Origin of the sequence: Kribbella sp. NPDC056951 (genome assembly GCF_042674205.1) — a bacterium.
Taxonomy (GTDB): domain Bacteria; phylum Actinomycetota; class Actinomycetes; order Propionibacteriales; family Kribbellaceae; genus Kribbella; species Kribbella yunnanensis.
This window is the reverse complement of record NZ_JBHUQZ010000001.1, coordinates 280,353-298,089: the sequence shown is the minus strand read 5'-3', so window position 1 is coordinate 298,089 and position 17,737 is coordinate 280,353. Positions and strand designations below refer to the sequence as shown.

At 67.9% G+C, this 17,737-nt stretch carries 17 protein-coding genes; 7 read left to right on the top strand and 10 right to left on the bottom strand.

Features of this window, described 5'->3' with window-relative positions; translation table 11 throughout:
- Positions 1–6: 6 nt before the first annotated feature.
- A complete protein-coding gene (locus ACFTSF_RS01425; protein ID WP_344161339.1) occupies positions 7–537 on the top strand; it encodes a CGNR zinc finger domain-containing protein in 531 nt (176 codons plus the stop codon).
- Between the two features lie 31 nt (positions 538–568).
- Positions 569–1,174: a bacterial proteasome activator family protein gene (locus ACFTSF_RS01420; protein ID WP_344161336.1), complete on the top strand. Its 606-nt coding sequence runs from the start codon at positions 569–571 to the stop codon at positions 1,172–1,174.
- A 3-nt stretch (positions 1,175–1,177) separates the two neighbouring features.
- Here ACFTSF_RS01420 and ACFTSF_RS01415 read toward each other — a convergent pair whose 3' ends face one another.
- Positions 1,178–1,990, bottom strand: a complete 813-nt coding sequence (locus ACFTSF_RS01415; protein WP_344161333.1) for an HAD family hydrolase — start codon at positions 1,988–1,990, stop codon at positions 1,178–1,180.
- Between the two features lie 554 nt (positions 1,991–2,544).
- Between ACFTSF_RS01415 and ACFTSF_RS01410 the strand changes: the two genes are divergently transcribed.
- Complete coding sequence (locus ACFTSF_RS01410) at positions 2,545–3,099, top strand: WhiB family transcriptional regulator (RefSeq protein ID WP_380151937.1); 555 nt, start codon at positions 2,545–2,547, stop codon at positions 3,097–3,099.
- A gap of 179 nt (positions 3,100–3,278) precedes the next feature.
- Here the strand turns inward: ACFTSF_RS01410 and ACFTSF_RS01405 are convergent, their stop codons facing one another.
- Together ACFTSF_RS01405 and serS are read right to left on the bottom strand one after the other, a co-directional pair.
- Positions 3,279–4,085, bottom strand: a complete 807-nt coding sequence (locus ACFTSF_RS01405; RefSeq protein WP_380151936.1) for an HAD family hydrolase — start codon at positions 4,083–4,085, stop codon at positions 3,279–3,281.
- Positions 4,082–5,353 (bottom strand): serine--tRNA ligase, encoded by a 1,272-nt coding sequence (serS, locus tag ACFTSF_RS01400; RefSeq protein ID WP_344161324.1) that lies wholly within the window; start codon positions 5,351–5,353, stop codon positions 4,082–4,084. Before serS ends, ACFTSF_RS01405 begins: the two co-directional genes overlap by 4 nt.
- A 94-nt stretch (positions 5,354–5,447) precedes the next feature.
- Here serS and ACFTSF_RS01395 point away from each other — a divergent pair, with 94 nt between their 5' ends.
- Positions 5,448–7,040 carry a diacylglycerol kinase family protein gene (locus ACFTSF_RS01395; protein WP_380151935.1) on the top strand — a complete coding sequence of 531 codons (1,593 nt, stop codon included), beginning with the start codon at positions 5,448–5,450 and terminating at the stop codon, positions 7,038–7,040.
- On the opposite strand, the gene ACFTSF_RS01390 is transcribed toward ACFTSF_RS01395, so the two are convergent.
- Positions 7,037–7,519, bottom strand: a complete 483-nt coding sequence (locus tag ACFTSF_RS01390; RefSeq protein ID WP_380151934.1) for a DUF4446 family protein — start codon at positions 7,517–7,519, stop codon at positions 7,037–7,039. The two genes, ACFTSF_RS01395 and ACFTSF_RS01390, sit on opposite strands and share 4 nt — an antisense overlap.
- A gap of 109 nt (positions 7,520–7,628) precedes the next feature.
- Here ACFTSF_RS01390 and larB point away from each other — a divergent pair, with 109 nt between their 5' ends.
- Positions 7,629–8,348 (top strand): nickel pincer cofactor biosynthesis protein LarB, encoded by a 720-nt coding sequence (gene larB / locus ACFTSF_RS01385; RefSeq protein ID WP_344161315.1) that lies wholly within the window; start codon positions 7,629–7,631, stop codon positions 8,346–8,348.
- The gene (gene larC / locus ACFTSF_RS01380) at positions 8,345–9,640 is read left to right on the top strand and encodes a nickel pincer cofactor biosynthesis protein LarC (protein WP_380151933.1); all 1,296 of its coding nucleotides are present in this window, start codon (positions 8,345–8,347) and stop codon (positions 9,638–9,640) included. The genes larB and larC overlap by 4 nt, the downstream gene beginning before the upstream one ends.
- On the opposite strand, the gene ACFTSF_RS01375 is transcribed toward larC, so the two are convergent.
- The 3 genes from ACFTSF_RS01375 to ACFTSF_RS01365 are packed head-to-tail and all read right to left on the bottom strand — an operon-like array spanning position 9,637 to position 12,305.
- The gene (locus ACFTSF_RS01375) at positions 9,637–9,954 is read right to left on the bottom strand and encodes a cupin domain-containing protein (RefSeq protein ID WP_380151932.1); all 318 of its coding nucleotides are present in this window, start codon (positions 9,952–9,954) and stop codon (positions 9,637–9,639) included. The genes larC and ACFTSF_RS01375 overlap by 4 nt on opposite strands.
- A gap of 9 nt (positions 9,955–9,963) precedes the next feature.
- Positions 9,964–11,520, bottom strand: coding sequence for a DUF2029 domain-containing protein (locus ACFTSF_RS01370; protein WP_380151931.1), 1,557 nt, complete (start codon positions 11,518–11,520; stop codon positions 9,964–9,966).
- Positions 11,517–12,305, bottom strand: a complete 789-nt coding sequence (locus ACFTSF_RS01365; RefSeq protein ID WP_344161304.1) for a glycosyltransferase — start codon at positions 12,303–12,305, stop codon at positions 11,517–11,519. The genes ACFTSF_RS01370 and ACFTSF_RS01365 overlap by 4 nt, the downstream gene beginning before the upstream one ends.
- A gap of 212 nt (positions 12,306–12,517) precedes the next feature.
- Here ACFTSF_RS01365 and ACFTSF_RS01360 point away from each other — a divergent pair, with 212 nt between their 5' ends.
- Positions 12,518–13,708, top strand: coding sequence for an arginine deiminase (locus tag ACFTSF_RS01360; RefSeq protein WP_380151930.1), 1,191 nt, complete (start codon positions 12,518–12,520; stop codon positions 13,706–13,708).
- A gap of 1,609 nt (positions 13,709–15,317) precedes the next feature.
- Here ACFTSF_RS01360 and ACFTSF_RS01355 read toward each other — a convergent pair.
- The 3 genes from ACFTSF_RS01355 to ACFTSF_RS01345 form a co-directional block, all read right to left on the bottom strand.
- Positions 15,318–16,280 carry a DUF5926 family protein gene (locus ACFTSF_RS01355; RefSeq protein ID WP_380151929.1) on the bottom strand — a complete coding sequence of 321 codons (963 nt, stop codon included), beginning with the start codon at positions 16,278–16,280 and terminating at the stop codon, positions 15,318–15,320.
- A gap of 47 nt (positions 16,281–16,327) precedes the next feature.
- On the bottom strand, positions 16,328–16,744 hold the full coding sequence (locus ACFTSF_RS01350) for an ATP-binding protein (RefSeq protein ID WP_380151928.1): 417 nt from the start codon (positions 16,742–16,744) through the stop codon (positions 16,328–16,330).
- Positions 16,745–16,925: 181 nt separating this feature from the next.
- Entirely contained in the window at positions 16,926–17,729 is an 804-nt protein-coding gene (locus ACFTSF_RS01345; RefSeq protein ID WP_380151927.1) for a glycerophosphodiester phosphodiesterase, read from the bottom strand.
- Positions 17,730–17,737: the final 8 nt, after the last annotated feature.

The following is a 17,737-nucleotide window of genomic DNA, read 5'->3' as shown; positions in this document are numbered from 1 at the left end:
GGCATTATGCATCTCAACCCTTACGGTGCCGACGCGGTGCTGCTGGCCGTGAACCTGGTCACGCGACCGGCCTCGACCCCCGACGAACTGGCCGAGCGCTGCGAGGAGAGCGGCGTCGAGAGCCGCCTCGTGCGCGACCGGAAGGTGACCCGCGCGGACCTGGCCGCCGTACAGGTTGCTCTGGATGAGTGGCTGGAAGTCGTTGACGCCGAGGACGAGCAGAGCCGCGTCGATCTGATGAACGCCATGCTCGCCAAGTACACCGAGCATCCGCGGCTCACCAACCACGCCGGCGACGGCTGGCACATGCACTACCGGCCTGACCACGTGCCGGTTGGCAGGCTGGTCGCGACACTGATCAGCACCGGTACGGCGTTGCACCTGGCCGGCCGTGGCATCAGCCGGCTCGGGCGCTGTGCCACCGAGGGCTGCGACAACGTGTACGCCGATCTGTCGCGGACCGGGCGCCAGCGCTACTGCAGCCCCGCTTGCGCGAATCGGGACGCCGTACGGCGGCATCGGGCCCGCACCCCCTAGTACTGCGGCGCCCGGGTCCTAGGATGGGCAGATGAGCGAGAGCAGCAGCGGCGAGGGCCAGGAGATGCCGATGGCCGGGGCACGGACCGAGGACGGCAAAGTGCTGATCGTCGGCCCCGACGGCATGGCTGTCGAAGGACCGCCGCGCTCGGACGACGATGACGATCACGATGAGCCACGGTCGGTGACCGAACTCGTCGAACAGCCCGCCAAGGTGATGCGGGTGGCGAACATGATTCGCCAGCTGCTCGAAGAGGTGAAGTCGGCACCGCTCGACGAGGCGTCGCGGCAGCGACTGCGGTCGATCCACGAAGCATCGATCAAGGAGCTGGAGAGCGGCCTCGCGCCCGAGCTCGTTGAGGAGCTGGAGCGACTCAGCCTCGACTTCACCGAGGACAGCACGCCGACCGAGGCCGAGCTGCGGATTGCACAGGCTCAGCTCGTCGGTTGGCTAGAGGGCTTGTTCCACGGCATTCAGACCGCCTTGTTCGCTCAGCAGATGGCCGCACGCCAGCAACTGGAGGGAATGCGGCGCGCATTGCCTGGCGGTCAACAGCCCGCGGGCGAAGAAGGACCCGGCTTCCCCGGTGCACCACAAGCTACTGATGGCCCGGGCAGCGGTGGGATGTATCTCTAAAACTTAGAGCTGAAATAACTCTTCGAGGACGGCGGCGACGCCGTCCTCGTCGTTTGACGGACAGACCTTGTCCACAACGGCGAGTACGTCGGTGTGCGCATTCGCGACCGCGTACGACGTACCGGCCCAAGCCAGCATGGGCAGATCGTTCAGCGAGTCACCGAAGGCGATCGTGTCGGCGGCCGGAATGTCCAGCTCTGCTGCGAAGTCCGCGAGCATCGCGGCTTTGGAGACACCGGTCGCACCGATCTCCACGAGGCTTGTGCCGCCACTGTGGCTTGCGGACACTCGCTCACCCACCAACGCACTGACTCGCGCCAACAAGTCGTCTGAGTGCCAACTGGGATGCCGGACCAGCAGTTTGGCGGCCGGCTCGGCCAGCAGGACCTCGAGCTCGGCGATCAACGTGTCCTCGGGTTGCGGCCAGCGGTTCACGTACCGCGGTTCCTGTCCGTAGCGGTTCGATCGCTCAATCGCGAACTCCACTTCGGGAATCTCCGACCGGATCGCCGTTGCCACTTCGTGCAGAACGGCCGGATCGATCAGCCGCGTCCGAATCGCGGACTGCCGGCCGACGTCGTACAGAATGGCGCCGTTGGCAACTATTGCGATTCCGTGATCGCCGACCAGATCTGCCAGTTCGTGCAACCACCGAGGTGGACGGGCGGTGACCATCACGAAAACACTTCCCGCGCGTTGCACCGCAGCCACCGCGGCGCGCGTTCGATCGGAGACCGATCGATCGCTGCGGACCAGCGTTCCGTCGAGATCGGTGGCAATCAGGCGGGGTGGGCGATGCGGTGCGGAGGCCTTCACAGGCTCACCGTATCCGGCCTGCTCTCTACCGCCGGAACGGCTGTCTGCGCAAGTTATCGGACATCGGTTTCAGATGATTCTGATCAATCTGATTGAGCTTTTGACAACGTCACCAGACCGTTACGGCAACATGCTGCAAAGGCAGCTAGTTCCCCTGCGCAGCAGGGAGAGCGCGTGATTTCATGCGGTGGTCTGGCAGGGAACCCGGAGCGATTCGACCGCGTCGTATGCCTGTTCTGGATCAGCACGACTGAGACAGCCCGCCAGCGAACCAGCAGACGTAACGTCCGCGAAATTGATGCGGATTTGGCTGCAACCAAATCCTCAGCAGCGACGTCAACAGTTATGGATCGGTATGTCCCGAGACCGGGACGACGACGTGGTGGGTCGGCAACAGTTCGCCGTTCCATCGGCTAGGGATCTGTGTGACCGGGCGACGTTCACCGTTCGTTCACATGAGTCCGGATACTTGGGGAGCTTTGATGACCGTCAGCAGCGCCAATCTCATGGGACACGATCGAGCTGTCGACACATCTTCCGGCACAGATGGGGCCATGACCGGATGTATCGCCCGGTCGGATATTTTCCAGCACCGCCTGATGGAAGAGCCGCCGCCCGCTTCGGCCACCCGCCGGACCAGGGAGCGGTACGAACAGCTGGTACGGGAGGCAAAAGCCTTGTGTGCCTCGTGTCCGCTGTTCACCGACTGCCTGTACAGCGCCGTCGCCGAGCACGATGTGAGCGGCTTCGTCGCCGGAACCACCGCCGCACAACGCCGTTCGATGCGCAATCTGCTCGACGTCGAAGTGCAGGCCGATGACTTCGACCAGTTGGCCGGCGCCCGCGGTACGCGGCGCCCGGTGAGCCACGAAGAGGTGCTGCGGCTGCGGAGTCAGTACCCCTCCGACAGCCTGGAATCCCTTGCTATGCGGCTCGGATGCTCCTTGTCGACTGTCAAGAGGCACCTGCGCCGGGCCCGCCGCGGCCAGAGCCCGGCCACCAAGACGCCGCGCCCGCGGCCCGAGGTGAACGCGGTCCTGGACGCCTTCGAGACCGTCGTGGACGTCCAGCCGTGCCAGCCCCGCCGGGGCGGTAGCCGCGTCGCCTGACCCGACACTCGGCCCGCCAGCGGACTGTCGGTCACTCAACGCATCGGCCCGGAATCCCTGTGTAGACAGGGGTTCCGGGCCTTTTGGTTGCCTGCAGCAATCTCTTCGGTTGTCAACCTATTTTGTTCTGGTCGAAAGGTTGGCACCGACCGCCGGCCAGGATCCAGAATGGTCCGGTCTCAGAAGTAGCGATTCAGAACGGCGGCAACACCGTCGTCGGTGACCGACTTGGTCACCTCATCGGCAGCCGACTTCACCTCGTCGGGTGCCGAGCCCATCGCGACCCCGTGGCCGGCGAACGTCAGCATCTCGATGTCGTTGCGTCCGTCCCCGATCGCGAGCAGTCCCGACGCTTCCACGTCGTACTGCGCCAGTGCGACCTTCAGTCCTGTCGACTTGTCCACACCCTCGGGCGCGATGTCGAGCCAGGCCGTCCACCCGACGAAGTACCCGACCCCGTGCAGACCGAGCCGCTCGGCCAGCCGGACGAAGTCCGCCTCGGACTGCTCCGGGTCCCGAATGATCAACCTGGTCACGGGTTCCGGCGCGAGCTCGTCGTCGCCGACCACCCGGATCTTCGCGTTCTTGCCCAGGTCGCCGTCCGGGAACGGCGCGGTCACCAGGTAGGTGCCGTCGTACTCCTCGACCGCCATCCGGGCGTTCGGCGCATGCTCGCGGACAGAGGCGATCACCGTGCGCGGATCGAACGTGCGCTCGTCCAGCACCTCGCCGGTCGGGTAGCGCATCGTGCGCGCACCGTTGCTCACGACAACTATTCCGCCGTCGGGCAGACCGAACCGGTCGGCCACCGGCTTGGTGGTCGACCAGGCTCGGCCGGTCGCCAGGAACACCGGTACCTGCGCGGCCGCCCGCCGTACGGCGTCGACGACCGCAGGCGACAACATCTCGTCGTGGTCGATCAGCGTGCCATCGATGTCGAGGGCAACAGCTGTCGGTCGGAAGGGAGCCGCCTGCGGTTCTGTCACTTGATCGGCTCGAGGACTTCGCGGCCACCGACATACGGCTGCAGGGCCGTCGGTACCCGGACCGATCCGTCCGCCAACTGGTGCGTCTCCAGGATCGCCACGATCCAGCGCGTGGTGGCGAGGGTCCCGTTCAGCGTCGCCACCGGCTGCGTCTTGCCGTCGGCGTCGCGGTGCCGGATGTTCAGCCGGCGGGCCTGGAAGTCGGTGCAGTTCGACGTCGAGGTGAGCTCGCGGTACGCGCCCTGGGTCGGGACCCAGGCCTCGCAGTCGAACTTCCGGTACGCCGACTGGCCGAGATCACCGGTCGCGGTGTCGATCACCCGGTAGCTCAGCTCCATCTTGTCGAGCATCTGCTTCTCCCAGTCCAGCAGCCGCAGGTGCTCCGCGGCAGCGTCCTCGAGGCTGCAGTAGGAGAACATCTCGACCTTGTCGAACTGGTGGACACGAATGATCCCGCGGGTGTCCTTGCCGTGCGAGCCGGCTTCCTTGCGGTAACACGACGACCAGCCGGCGTACCGGATCGGGCCGTTGCTCAGATCCAGGATCTCGTCCATGTGGTACCCGGCCAGCGCGACCTCCGACGTACCGGTCAGGTACAGCTCCGGGTCGTCGAGGCGGTAGACGTCGTCGTGCGCCGACAGGTAGCCGGTGCCGCCCATCACCTCGGGCTTGACCAGGGTCGGCGTGATCATCGGGGTGAACCCGTTCTCGAGCGCCTGCTGGACGGCCAACTGCAGCATGCCGAGCTGCAGCAGCATGCCGGCGCCCTTGAGGAAGTAGAACCGGGCACCCGAGACCTTGGCGCCGCGCTCCATGTCGATCGCGCCGAGCAGCTCGCCCAGCTCGAGGTGGTCGCGCGGCTCGAAGCCCTCGGCGGTGAAGTCGCGCGGCTTGCCGATCTCCTCGACCACGCGGAAGTCCGCCTCGCCGCCGACCGGAGCCTCGTCCGAGACCAGGTTCGGCAGTGCGCCGGACAACTCGTCGTACCGGCGGCCGGCCTCGTTGGCCTTCGCCTCGTTCGCCTTCACCTCGGCGGCCAGCGTCTTGGTCCGCTCCAGCAGCGCGGCGCGCTCGTCGCCCTTGGCCTGGGCGACCTGCTTGCCGAGCGTCTTCTGCTCGGCCCGGAGCGCCTCGAAGGCGGAAATGGACGATCGACGCTCACTGTCGGCGACCAGAATCTGGTCGACCAGGTCAGTACTCTCGCCGCGCTTGGTCAGGGCGGCACGTACGACGTCAGGGTTCTCACGGAGCAGTTTCGCGTCAATCACACCCTGAGGGTATCGGGGCGTGTCAGAACCGGCGAAGTCAATTCGGGATGATGGGGTGGAGTGAAGTGCTCACAGAGGGGGATTTGAGCGGGCGATGAACCATCATCCACCCAGTCCGGTCGGCCGTGCGCTCACCGTTGTCCTGGGTGCGGTGCCGTTCACCGTGATCACCCTGCTGGTCTTCGGAGGCTGGCCGCCGCTGCAGCAGTGGGACACCTCGGTAGCGGCCCGAGCCTCGACGTACGGCGCCACTCACCCGAACGTGGTCGACTTCTGGCAGGTGGTCGGGGCGGTCGTGCTGCCGTGGACGTCGCGGGCGGTCATCGTGATCGTCGCCGTCTACCTCTGGCACCGGCGGGCCCGGCTCCTGACCGTCTGGCTGCTGGTGTCGGCCGGTGCGGAGCTGGGGCTGGTCCAGGCGGCGCAGTACATCTTCACGCGCTCCCGGCCCGCTCAGCAACTGGTTGAGGCTGACGGCTGGTCGTACGTGTCCGGCCACGCCACTGCGGCGTTCGTGATGGCCGGGGCGCTCGGTGTCGTGCTGCCGTCGGTGCGCGGCTGGCGGCGGCGGTTCCGGCTGCTGGTGCTGCTGCCGGTGATCGTGGTGGTGTGGATCGCGTCCGTGGACCGCCTCGCGCTGAACGTGCACTACGTGTCCGATGTGCTCGGCGGCTGGGCGCTCGGGCTGGCCATCCTGACCGCGACGTCGATCGGCTTCGGCCTGCGCCCCGGACTGCGCCGGAGGCGCCGCCGTACGCCGCCATCGCCTTTAGAGACCGCCAGGCCGCCCCGGGCGGCGGTGATCGTGAACCCGATCAAGGTCGGGGACGGCGTGGCGTTCCGGCGGAAGGTGACCCGGTCGCTGGAACTGCGTGGATTCGACGACCCGCTCTGGCTGGAGACGCGTGCTGACGACTCCGGGAATGCGATGGCCAAGCGCGCGATCGAGTACGAGTCGGACCTGGTGCTGGTGGCCGGCGGCGACGGGACGGTCCGGGTGGTCTGCGCGGCGCTGGCACACACGGGGATCCCGGTGGGGGTGATCCCGGCTGGCACGGGGAACCTGCTGGCCCGGAACCTGCACATCCCGCTTGACCTGGATGACGCGCTGGAGCGGATCCTGGAGGGGCGCGACCGGCGGATCGACATGGTGTCCGTGTACGGCGATGAGCTGGACACGGACCGGTTCGCGGTGATGGCCGGGCTGGGGCTGGACGCGGCGATCATCTCCGGTGCGCCGCCGGTGCTCAAGGCGCAGATCGGATGGCCGGCGTACCTGGTGTCGACTGCTCGGAACATCAACCACCCGTCGGTGCGGGTGCAGATCACCTTCGACGACGAGCTCACGATCGAGCGCCGGGTCCGGACTGTCGTGGTCGGCAATGTCGGGATGCTGCAGGCCAACATCCCGCTGCTACCCGATGCGCGGCCGGACGACGGGCTGCTCGACGTGGTGGTGATCGCGCCGCGGCGGGTCACCCAGTGGCCGATCGTCGTCTGGCGCCTGATGACGCGCACGAACCGCGCCGACATGTACCTCGAACGCTTCACCGGCCGCAAAGTCGAGATCCACGCCGCGGTCGACGTCCAGCGCCAACTCGACGGCGACCCCATCGGCCCCGGCCGCTCCCTGACCGCCGAAATCGAACCCGGCGCCCTCATCGCCCGAGTCCCCCGCCGCCGCTAGGCGACGGTGGGGCCGGCGTCTTTGCGGAGGGTTTCGAGGGCTTCCTCTTCCTCCGGGGAGAGTTTGGACTCGCTGGTGAAGGAGCGGATCTCCTTCGCGTAGGTGCGGGCGTCGGCGCGGCTGTTGATCGAGGTCAGGACGACACCGTGGCCGTTGTCGTCCAGCAGGGCCAGCGACCAGGACAACTTGCCGCCGGTGTCGCCGAACGCGTCGTACCGGACGATGGCCAGGTGCTGCACGGTGTCTCGCAGCTCGGCGCGGGTCACCTCGATGTCCTTGCCGAGTTTGCGCAGTTCCGCCTTGACGGTGCCCGGCTTGGCCTCGGGCTGCGGTTCCGGCTCGGGCTCCGGAGCAGGCGGCGGTACGGCGGCGGCCGTCGTACCGGTCTGGGCCCGGACCGCCTGGATGGCGAACACGAGGGCGAGCACCGCCACGAACAAGGCAGCGATCCCGAATGCACCGGCTAACGTCGAAGACACGCACGAGAGCCTAAGGCATCGGGGTCTACTGAGTACTCAGGTGGTTGCGGAGCGTGCAGAACGACAGCCGGAAGAGGTGTCCGGGTCGGTAGGCACGTAGATTCACGACGTGACACATTTGCCTGACCAAGGACCACAGCCGGGGGTTCACGACCTCGGCTACGCCCGCCTCGACACCGACCGCCTCGAGCGCACCGGCGACGCCGAGGTGGTGTACGGCGCCGGCAAGACCCCGTCGCAGGTGGTGGAACTCCTGCGCACCCTGCACGCCACCCACCCGCACACCGCCGTACTGGCGACCCGCCTGACGCCGGAGGCCCAGTCCGCCGTTTCTGAGGCGCTACCGGCCGCTGTGGTCGACCCAGTCGGCCGTACGGCGGTCCTCGGCGAGCTGCCCGTCTTGCGGGGGACCGTGGCCGTAGTGGCCGCCGGTACGTCGGATGCGCCGGTCGCACTGGAGGCGGCGACCACTGCACGCGTCTTCGGCGCACAGGTCGAAATGATCACCGATGTAGGCGTGGCCGGGCTGCACCGCATCCTCGGCGTCCGTGAGCGCCTAGACGCGGCAGACTGCCTCATCGTCGTCGCCGGAATGGAGGGTGCCCTCCCCAGCGTCGTCGGCGGCCTAGTCGGCGTCCCCCTGGTCGCTGTGCCCACGTCAGTCGGGTACGGCGCCTCCTTCGGCGGAGTGGCCGCCCTCCTAGGCATGCTCAACTCCTGCGCCCCCGGCGTAACCGTGGTCAACATCGACAACGGCTTCGGCGCCGGCGTCTTCGCCGCCCGAGTAGCCCGCCGAGCAGCCCCCCGAGAGTCAAAGGACGAGTCGTGAAGATCGCCTGGATCGACTGCTCAGCCGGCGCCTCCGGCGACATGCTCCTAGGAGCTTTGTTGGACGCCGGCGCCGACCTCGCCTACGTCAACGCAGCAGTAGCCGCCGTAGACCCCACCCTCTCAGTCCAGGTCAGCCGCACCGCCCGCCACCAAATAGCCGCCCTCAAGGCAACAGTCGAGGTAGATGGCACGCCCCACCCGGAGACCGTTCCGGGGGAGTTGGTCGAGGGCCCCGCGGCCGAAGAGCCAGCTCCCGCGAGCGCTGGGCATGGACACGGGCATGGGCATGGGCACGACTCCACTCACCACAGTCATGGGGGTACTCGGCCTTGGAGTGAGGTTCGGCGGATTTTGGAGGAGGCTGAGCTGCCTGAGGTTGTGCGGGGGCGGGCGTTGGATACGTTCGGGCGGCTGGCTCGGGCTGAGGCTAATGCTCACGGGGTGGATGTGGAGGGTGTGCACTTCCACGAGGTTGGGGCGTTGGATGCGATTGCGGACATCGTGGGAGTGGCGGCGGCGTCCGTTTCGCTCGGGATTGAGCGGGTGGTGGTTTCGACGATCGCGCTGGGTGGCGGTCGGCAGGTGAAGGGGCAGCACGGGGGGATTCCGATTCCGGGGCCTGCGGTGTTGCATTTGGTGGCTGAGGCTGAGGCGCCGGTGATTGGGGGCACCGCGCCGTACGAGATGACGACGCCGACTGGGGCTGCGTTGCTGGCGACGCTCGCCGACGAGTTCGGGATGATGCCGCCGATGCGGGTCGGGCGGACGGGCGTGGGTGCGGGTGGGCGGGACCCGGTGGAGGTGCCGAACATCTTGCGCGTGATCGTCGGCGAGACGACCGAGCGGCAAGCCACGCAGCTCGTCTACGAGACCAACATCGATGACCTGGATCCGCGGTTGTGGCCGCCGGTTCTGCAGCGGCTCCTCGACGCGGGCGCGTCCGACGCGTGGCTGACCCCGATCTTGATGAAGAAGGGGCGACCGGCACACACCCTGTCGGTCCTGGTCAGCAGCACGAATGCAGCCGCCGTACGCCGCGTGGTCCTCACCGAGACCACCGCGATCGGCCTCCGCGAGTACGACATCCGCAAGCACGCCGCCGATCGCGAGTTCACCTCAATCGACGTCGACGGCCAATCCATCAGCATCAAGATCGCCCGGTACGACGGCCAAGTGGTCAACGTGCAACCGGAGTACGAGGACGTCGTCGCCGCGGCCGCCGAGCTCAAGCAACCGGTGAAAGCCATCATGGCCCGAGCCGTAGCAGCGGCCGCGGACTTCTGGAACTAACGCCCGGAGTACGCCGGCGCAAAGAAGACCAACAGCGACAGGTCTTCAAGTATGTCGACGAAGCGATGCTCCTCTTCGGCTTCAACGAAGAGGACATCGCCCGCCCCGACCGCCTCCGCGCCGGACGGCGTGACGAACGTGGCCCGCCCGCCCGTCACCACGTAGATCTCTTCCTCGTGATGCGGCGCCTGGTCGTCCACCCCGCCGGCCGGGATCGAGTAGGTCCCGACGGACATCGACCCGGTCCGCAGTTGTTCGACGTAGTCGTTCGGCTCGCGGTGTACGAAGACACCCGCCCCCACCAGCTTCTTCATCCGGCGAGGTTAACGCGCAGCGGCCTTCTCCGGAACGGCCTTCTGCTTGCGGCGCGGCCAGTCGTACGGCCACCACTGCGCCCCGTTCTTGCGGGACCACACAATCAACCCGACCAGTACGGCGAGCTCGACCGCCGGGCAGATGGTGTCCCGCAGCCGCGCGCTGAAGAACTCGAGCGAGTCGGACAGGGTCGCCGCGACCTGACGTGCGTTCGGGTCGCGCCCGGGCACATACGCGATCGCGAGCATCGTCGTACGGATCACCATGAACTTGTCGACCTTCGACGCGGCCACGGCCGCCAACGGCAGCCAGGCGATCACGTCGTACCAGGGCAGTGAATACATCGCCGTCAGCACCCACGCGATCGCCAGGATCGCGGTGGAGCGGACCGCGGTCGGCACCGGGTCGTCCGGATAGGTCTGCGGGACGAGCGACTTCGGCATCACCTGCGAGAGCAGGATCGCGACCACGACCAGCCCGCCCCACGCCAGGATCGCGAGCACGGTCCGGACCAGCCCGCCGGGTAGGAACAGGTCGAACAGACTGAGCAGCACCTTGTGCGGCGTACCGGTCGAGATGAACGACGTCTGCGACCGCGCCTGCTGGAACGCCTGCAGCCCGAAGACGCCGTACAGACCGCCCATCGCGAGCGCGCCACCGCCGCAGAGGTAGAGCATCTTGCGCCGATCGCCGCGCAGCGACCACAACATCGCGATCCCGACCAGGCCGATCGACAGCTTGGTCGCGCCGGCCATCCCAATCAGGATCCCGGCCAGGAACACATGCCGTCGTAGCGCGACCAGCGCGACCACGGCGAACATCACGGCGATCGAGTCGTTGTGCCCACCAGCCAGAACCGACCACAGCAGCAGCGGATTCGCCATGCCGAGCATCAGCACGCGGCGGCGGCTCGGGAGGTTCGGGCCGACGAGCTTGAGCAGCAGCAGGCTGGTCAGGATCAGGCTGATCCCGACCGACAACTGCAGCATCCACACCGTCAGCTGCATCGAGTCGCCACCGACCAGCGACGAGAGCCACTGGATCCAGGTCGCGATCGGGCCGTAGACACTGCGCGCGCCCTGCCACGGCCGCTCGGTCGCGGCGATGACCGGGTCGTAGCCGAGCCGGATGGTGTCGGCCGGCGCCGTCGTGTACGGGTTGCCGCCGAGCGTCATGATCCGCCCGTACGCCGCGTAGATCAGTACGTCGCCGGACGCCATCGGCGGTACCAGCGTCACGGCGGCCGTCGTACCGATGCCTAGGGCAACCAATCGTTTGATTCGCGGAGCCCAGCCGTGCTTGAGCGCCTTGACGGCCATCCAAACGCCGTACCCGCCGAGGGCGATCGCGACGTAGATCATCACCGACACGAGCCAGTCATTCGGCTTCGCATCGAACCAGTACGACGGGAGCCAGGGGTGCCGGTTCGTCAGCGTCAGCACGACCACCGACGGGCCGAGCAGGCCGACCGCCACGATCAACACCGTACAGGCGAGGTAGAGCGCGACGGCACGTCGGCCGTACCGCTCCGCCAGGCGCGGGTCGGTTGTCACCTCGGCGTTCATGGCGTGGTCTTCCGCGGGAACAGGCTGCGCAGCGACGGTCCACCGTCGGCCGGCAACGCGCTCCGCGCCGCGAGCGCGCGCCGTACATGCAGGTACTGCTTGCCGCGGTGCAGCTGCCCGCGCAGATCGGTCCCGGTAGCCCGGTGCCGGACGTCGATCGGCACCTCGAGGATGCGGAAACCCTTGCGGCCGAGGTCGATGCTCAGCGCGGTCTCGACACCGAACCCGGACGCCAGCGGTACGGCGGCCTCGAACGCGACCCTAGTTAGGCAGCGCTGGCCGGAGAGCGGTTGCTCGGGCGACCAACCGGTCGCCTCGTGGATGCCGGCGCGAGCCAGCTTGACCACGAACCCGTGCCCGCCGGCCTTCGAACCGTCGGCCCGAACCTGGGCCGGCAACGTACCGATTGTCATGTCCGCGCGGCCGGCCTGGACCGGCTCGAGCAGGGGCGCCGCAGCGGCGGCGGAGTCGGTGAGGTCGGCGTCGAGGAAGAGCAGGTGCCGCGGCCGGGCGCCATCGCGCTCGGCGACCGCAGCCGCGCCGGTCTCCATCGCGGCGGCCTTGCCCCGGTTCCGGTCGTGGCTGACCACGACTGCGCCTGCGCGTCGCGCGACCTCCGCCGTACCGTCGGAGGAGCCGTCGTCGACGACCACCACCAGATCGACGCCGATGATCTTGTGCACCGCGTCGACCGTCGCCGCGATCCGCGCCGCCTCGTCCTTCGCCGGGATCACACAGGCGACGGCACGCTCGAACGGCTCAGGGGATGAATCAGCACCGGACACAGCACCGCAGCCTAGTTCCTTCCCAGCCGATCATCCGCCTCAGCGGGTACCGCCAGGACACATTCGTTCTTTCGAAGGACCGGGCGGGAGGGTGACGACAGCCACGTGGCCGCCAGGCTCTTCCTAGGATATTGTCGGACAATCGGACACAAGACCGGAGGCGGCGTGACTGCCGTAGCGTGGTGGGCACGACCGGACGAGAGGGCAGGCGGATGACCGAGAGGTACGGCGTCGACAGCGAGGTCGGCACGTTGCGGACTGTGATGCTGCACCGGCCGGGGAACGAGCTCCGCCGGCTGACACCGCGCAACAACGACAAACTCCTCTTCGACGGCATCCCGTGGGTCGGCCGCGCCCAGGACGAGCACGACGCGTTCGCGCAGGTGCTGCGGGATCGCAGTGTCGAGGTGCTGTATCTGCACGAGCTGCTGATCGAGGCGCTGGGCGACCCGACGGCTCGGGCCCAGGCAGTCGAGGGCGCGATTGCGGATCTGCGGCTCGGGGACACGCTGCGCGACTACCTGGCGGCTTCGCTGACGGCTCTCGACCCGGGTGGGCTGGCTGAGGCGTTGATGGCCGGCGTGCGGAACGACGAGGTCCGGGCGGGTGGGCTGGTCACGTCACTGCTCGCGCACGAGGACTTCCTGATCGACCCGCTGCCGAATCTGCTCTTCACGCGGGACTCGAGTGTGTGGATCCGGAACTCGGTCGCTGTGACCTCGCTGGCGATGCCGGCGCGGGTTCGGGAGACGCAGCTGACTGAGCTGATTTATGGGTTCCACCCGCGGTTCGCGGGGGCGGGCAAGGTGTACGACCACTCTTTGGAGCACGTCGAGGGTGGGGATGTGCTCGCGCTCGGGCCCGGGGTGCTCGCGGTTGGCGTGGGTGAACGGACCACGCCGGCTGGTGTGGAGCGGCTGGCTCGGCGGGTGTTCGCGAAGGACCTCGCGCACACGGTCCTCGCCGTACCGATCGCACAGCAGCGCGCCACCATGCACCTCGACACGGTGTGCACGATGGTCGACGTCGACGCCGTACTGATGTATCCGAACATGGCCGAAGAGATGCGCGCACTCGCCGTCACCACCGACGGCGACCAGCTGCACGTCGCCGAACCCGAGCCCTTCCTCGTCGCCGCCGCCAAGGCCCTAGGCATCGACACCCTGCGCCGCATCGACACCGGCCTCGACCCCGTCACCGCCGAACGCGAACAATGGGACGACGGCAACAACACCCTCGCCCTCGCCCCCCGCGTCTGCATCGCGTACGAGCGCACGGTCGAAACGAACCAGCGCCTCGAGGAATCCGGCGTCGACGTCATCCGCATCTCCGGCTCCGAACTAGGCTCCGGCCGCGGCGGCCCCCGCTGCATGTCCTGCCCCATCCTCCGCGACCCCGCCTGACCCTTACTTGACGACACAAGTAAGGCCGACGACACGCGCAGTGAAATCGGGGCTTGTGCAGTGACCCGCACCTGAGTACTCTTCATGCCTAGGCCCAGGCCCTGTTGCTCCCCCGTCAGCAGGACTTGGGCCGTCCACGTACGAGAGCCCCGGTATACGCCGGGGCTTTCTCGTTTATCGGACACCGCTCCCGGCGGGCGACAGCCCTCTCTGGCGCCCGCGTGATCACGCAGAGGTGCGAATCCAGGGCTCCGCCGTCCCGAGTACTTCGGGCCTTCTCTCGCGTTCTAGGCCGGCCCTGCGGAACATACGCCGCGCTCCACGACCACGAACTACCCCCACAGGCCCCACGTCGCACGCCCCCTCGACCGCGTCCACGGGCTCCACATGATTGGCTCCCAAGGTCGTGGCTCACCACCTTGAGCACCCCTCACCCATTCCCGCGGACTCCCCGTGGTCGACAGGCGCTCAAGGTCGGCGTCGGCCATCGCCTTGAGCACCGATCAACCGTTGGCGCGCCGGCTGCATGGTTGATGGGCGCTCAAGGTCGGTTCCGGACGTCGCCTTGAGCACCGATCAACCGTAGGCGCGCCGGCTGCATGGTTGATGGGCGCTCAAGGTCGATGCCGCCCCGACAACCACGGTTCGTCGCTGGACCGTGGAGGCGCGACACGACGCCTTCCACGCCATCACAACCGCCTCATCTCCGGGACACACGAGGGACCGGCTTCCCGCGCTCGTCATCCCAACACCACAGTCCGTCGCCGAACCTGGTGGTTGCGCGACCGCGTGAGGGCGCGCCGGAGGCGCCAAAGGAGCTGTCGCCGCCGAAGGCGGTGTCCTTTCGCGGGCGACCTCAGTCACCCACTAACCCGCGCCACGCGTGATCACCATGCTCGGACCGCCGTCCGGGCGGGTTATTGGGTGGTGGCGGACCGCAGAGCCATCACAAATGGGTTGTCAGGCGATGGTCACGCGGGGGCGCGGCGGTTTGCGTCAGTTGTGATGGGCCTGGGGTCCGCGGGCTGTCGAATCGAGTTGGTGACACCCCGGCCTTCCACGCCGTCCCATCCGCTTCGTCCGGGACAGGCGCGGGACCGGCGACCCGCTCGCTCGTCATCCCAACACCACAGTTCGTCGCCGAACCTGGTGGTTGCGCGACCGCGTGAGGCGCGCCGAAGGCGCCAAAGGAACTGTCGCCGCCGAAGGCGGTGTCCTTTCGGCGGCGATCCACCCGGATCTCAGTCACCCACTAACCCGCACCACGCGTCCGGCGCCACGCTCGGACCGCCATCCGAGTGGGTTATTGGGTGGTGGCGGACCGCAGAGCCATCACAAATGGGTTGTCAGCCGATGGCCACGCGGGGGGCGCGGCGGGTTGCGTCAGTTGTGATGGCCCTGGGGTCTGCGGGCCGCGGATCCCGTCCATGGCTGCCCGCCCCGGCGACGACCTGCGCCGGGTGTCGCGGACGCGGCGCTCTCATGCCCGACAACCGCAGTTCGTTGCCGGGCATGGTGACGGCGCGACCGGGTGGGGCGGTCGCGCCGTAGGCGTCGAAAGGGTGTCGCCGCCGGAGGCGGTGTCCTTTGGCGGGGCGACGGGTGGGGGTTAGCGGATGGTTAGTTGGCGGCTGGCTAGGCCGGCTCGGGCGGCTCGTTCTTCGGTGGTTAGGGGGGTGGTGGTGGCTAGGGCCTTGTCTAGGGCTGCGGCGAAGTCGGCGGCTGGTTTTTCTACGTCGGCGGCTTCGGTGCCGGTGGGGAGTTCCCAGACGGGGGCCAGGACGCCCAGGGCGCGGAAGGAGCCGATCAGGCGGCTGTCAGCTACGAGCTGGGACTGGCCGGCGGCGTGTAGGCGGGCGAGGGCGTCCAGGACGGTGTCTTCGGTGTGGGGGAGGACCCAGCGCAGGTAGATGCGGTCGCCGATCTGGGTCCAGTACGCCGCGTCTACGGACTCGAGGCGGACTGTCGGGGCGGCGGCGGCGTTGGCGCGTTCGAGGCCGGCTGCTACTTCGCCGGTGGGGTCTTCGACGTTTTCGCTGACCCAGAAGTCGAAGCCTTCGTGGACCTTGACCTCGATCGGCTTGGAGGTGTCGATCAGGTCCTGGAGGCGGGGGCCGTCCTTCATCAGGTCGCCGACCTGGATCGGGTTGCCGGGTTCGGTGGCGAGGGCGGCGGTGATGGCGTGGCCGAGGTCGCGGGACGGGTCGCCGGAGGAGGCGTGGGTCTGCAGGCCGATCCAGATCGTCTCGTCGTCGCGGACCAGGCCGGGCATCGCCATCGGCAGGAGCGTGACCAGGTTGACGGTCTTGCCCGAGTCGGTCAGCACGACCTGCGCCGTACCGGAGGGGACGATCTCGCGGAACGCGATCAGGTCACACTCGGACGGCAGGCCTTCGAACGGGCGCACCACCCAGGTGTCGGCGGCGGCCGCGATCTCCTTGCCGTGGCACTGCTTGAACCGCTTGCCCGAACCGCAGGGGCAGGGTTCCCGCGGACCGACGTCGACCAGGTCGGCCGGGTCGAGGGTGACGGTCGTCGTGTTCTTCGCGCGCTGCCGCGACTTCTTTCCCATGAGCGCAGTCTTGCAGCCCCTACCGCCGTACGGCGAACCCGGCGGAGTCAGTTGGGGACGATCGCGTGCACCGTCCGGTGCGCCGTACCGGTCCGGACGTCCCAGTGCGAGGTGAGTACGTCGACGATCGCCAGCCCGCGGCCGCCGATCGACTCCGGGTGGGTGTCGTCGATCCGCTGCGGTTCGGTCTCACCGCGACCGTCGGTGACCTCGACGTGAATTCCGGCCTTGTCGATCCACCAGGCCGCGCGCACCTCACCGGCCGGTAGCGCGGGTGCGTACCGGATGGCGTTGGAGAGCAGCTCCGAGAGCACGAGCTGGGCGTCGTCACACGCCCCGTCGGTAACCCGGTACCGCTTCAGGTAGGCGGCCAGACGGCGTCGGGCGTCCGCTACCGCGGACACTTCGTGCGGCAGTACGACGTCCACGACACTCACGTCGGCAGGCAGAGTCGCTGAGGACAAGCAGGGTCTCCTCGATGATCGGAACAGCCATCAGAGGTTCTGCCCACTTCCTGCCGTGGAAAACACCTGCGCGAATTCCGTTACACAGCTAACGCTTACATCACAGCGACCGTCAGGAAACTGTGATGAAAGCGAGGGAATTTAACGTAACAATGACCGCACGCATTCACTTGCACACAAACTACGGACGTCCTATCTCCCGGCTCTCGTCCGACAACACGCGGAGTACCGACTCCGGCCGGTCGCTGATGATCGCGTCCACCCCGATGTCCCGGCAGTGCCGGATGTCGGCATCCGCATTCACGGTCCACACATGCACCTGGTGACCGTGCTTGTGCGCGCGATCGACGTACTCGGGGTGTGCGCTGACAATCTCCAGACTCGGGCCGGCGTGCGAGACACCCGTCGGTAGTGAGCCGTCCCGGAATCGCAGCGGTACCCGGTCCATCAACAGCACGGTCCGCAATCCCGGGGCCAGCACCCGCATCCGCCGCAGCGATAGCCACGAGAAGCTCATCACCCGGACCGGCGACTCCGTCCCGATCTTCGGATGCGACCAGCCGTACCGCCCGAGCGCCTCGATCAGACGCCGTTCCACCAGACCGGCGTACCGCGTCGGGTGCTTGGTCTCGATCGCCAGCTCAAGCGGCCGTCCGGCGTCGCGGACAGTCGCCAGGAGCTTGTCGAGCGTGAGCACCGTGGACAGGTCCGGGTCCGGCAGTTCGGCCTCGTCGTCGAGGTCCGACCAAGGGTTCTTCCACGAACCCCAGTCGAGCGCCTCCAGCTCCTGCAGGCTCATCGTGGACAGCACGCCACGGCCGTTCGACGTGCGTTCGATGCGGCGGTCGTGGACGCAGACCAGGTGACCGTCAGCGGTCAGCCGCACGTCACACTCCAGACCGTCGGCCCCGGCCTCGATCGCCCGGCGGTACGCCGCCAGCGTGTGCTCAGGACTGGTCTCACTGGATCCACGGTGCGCCACCACGCTCGGGC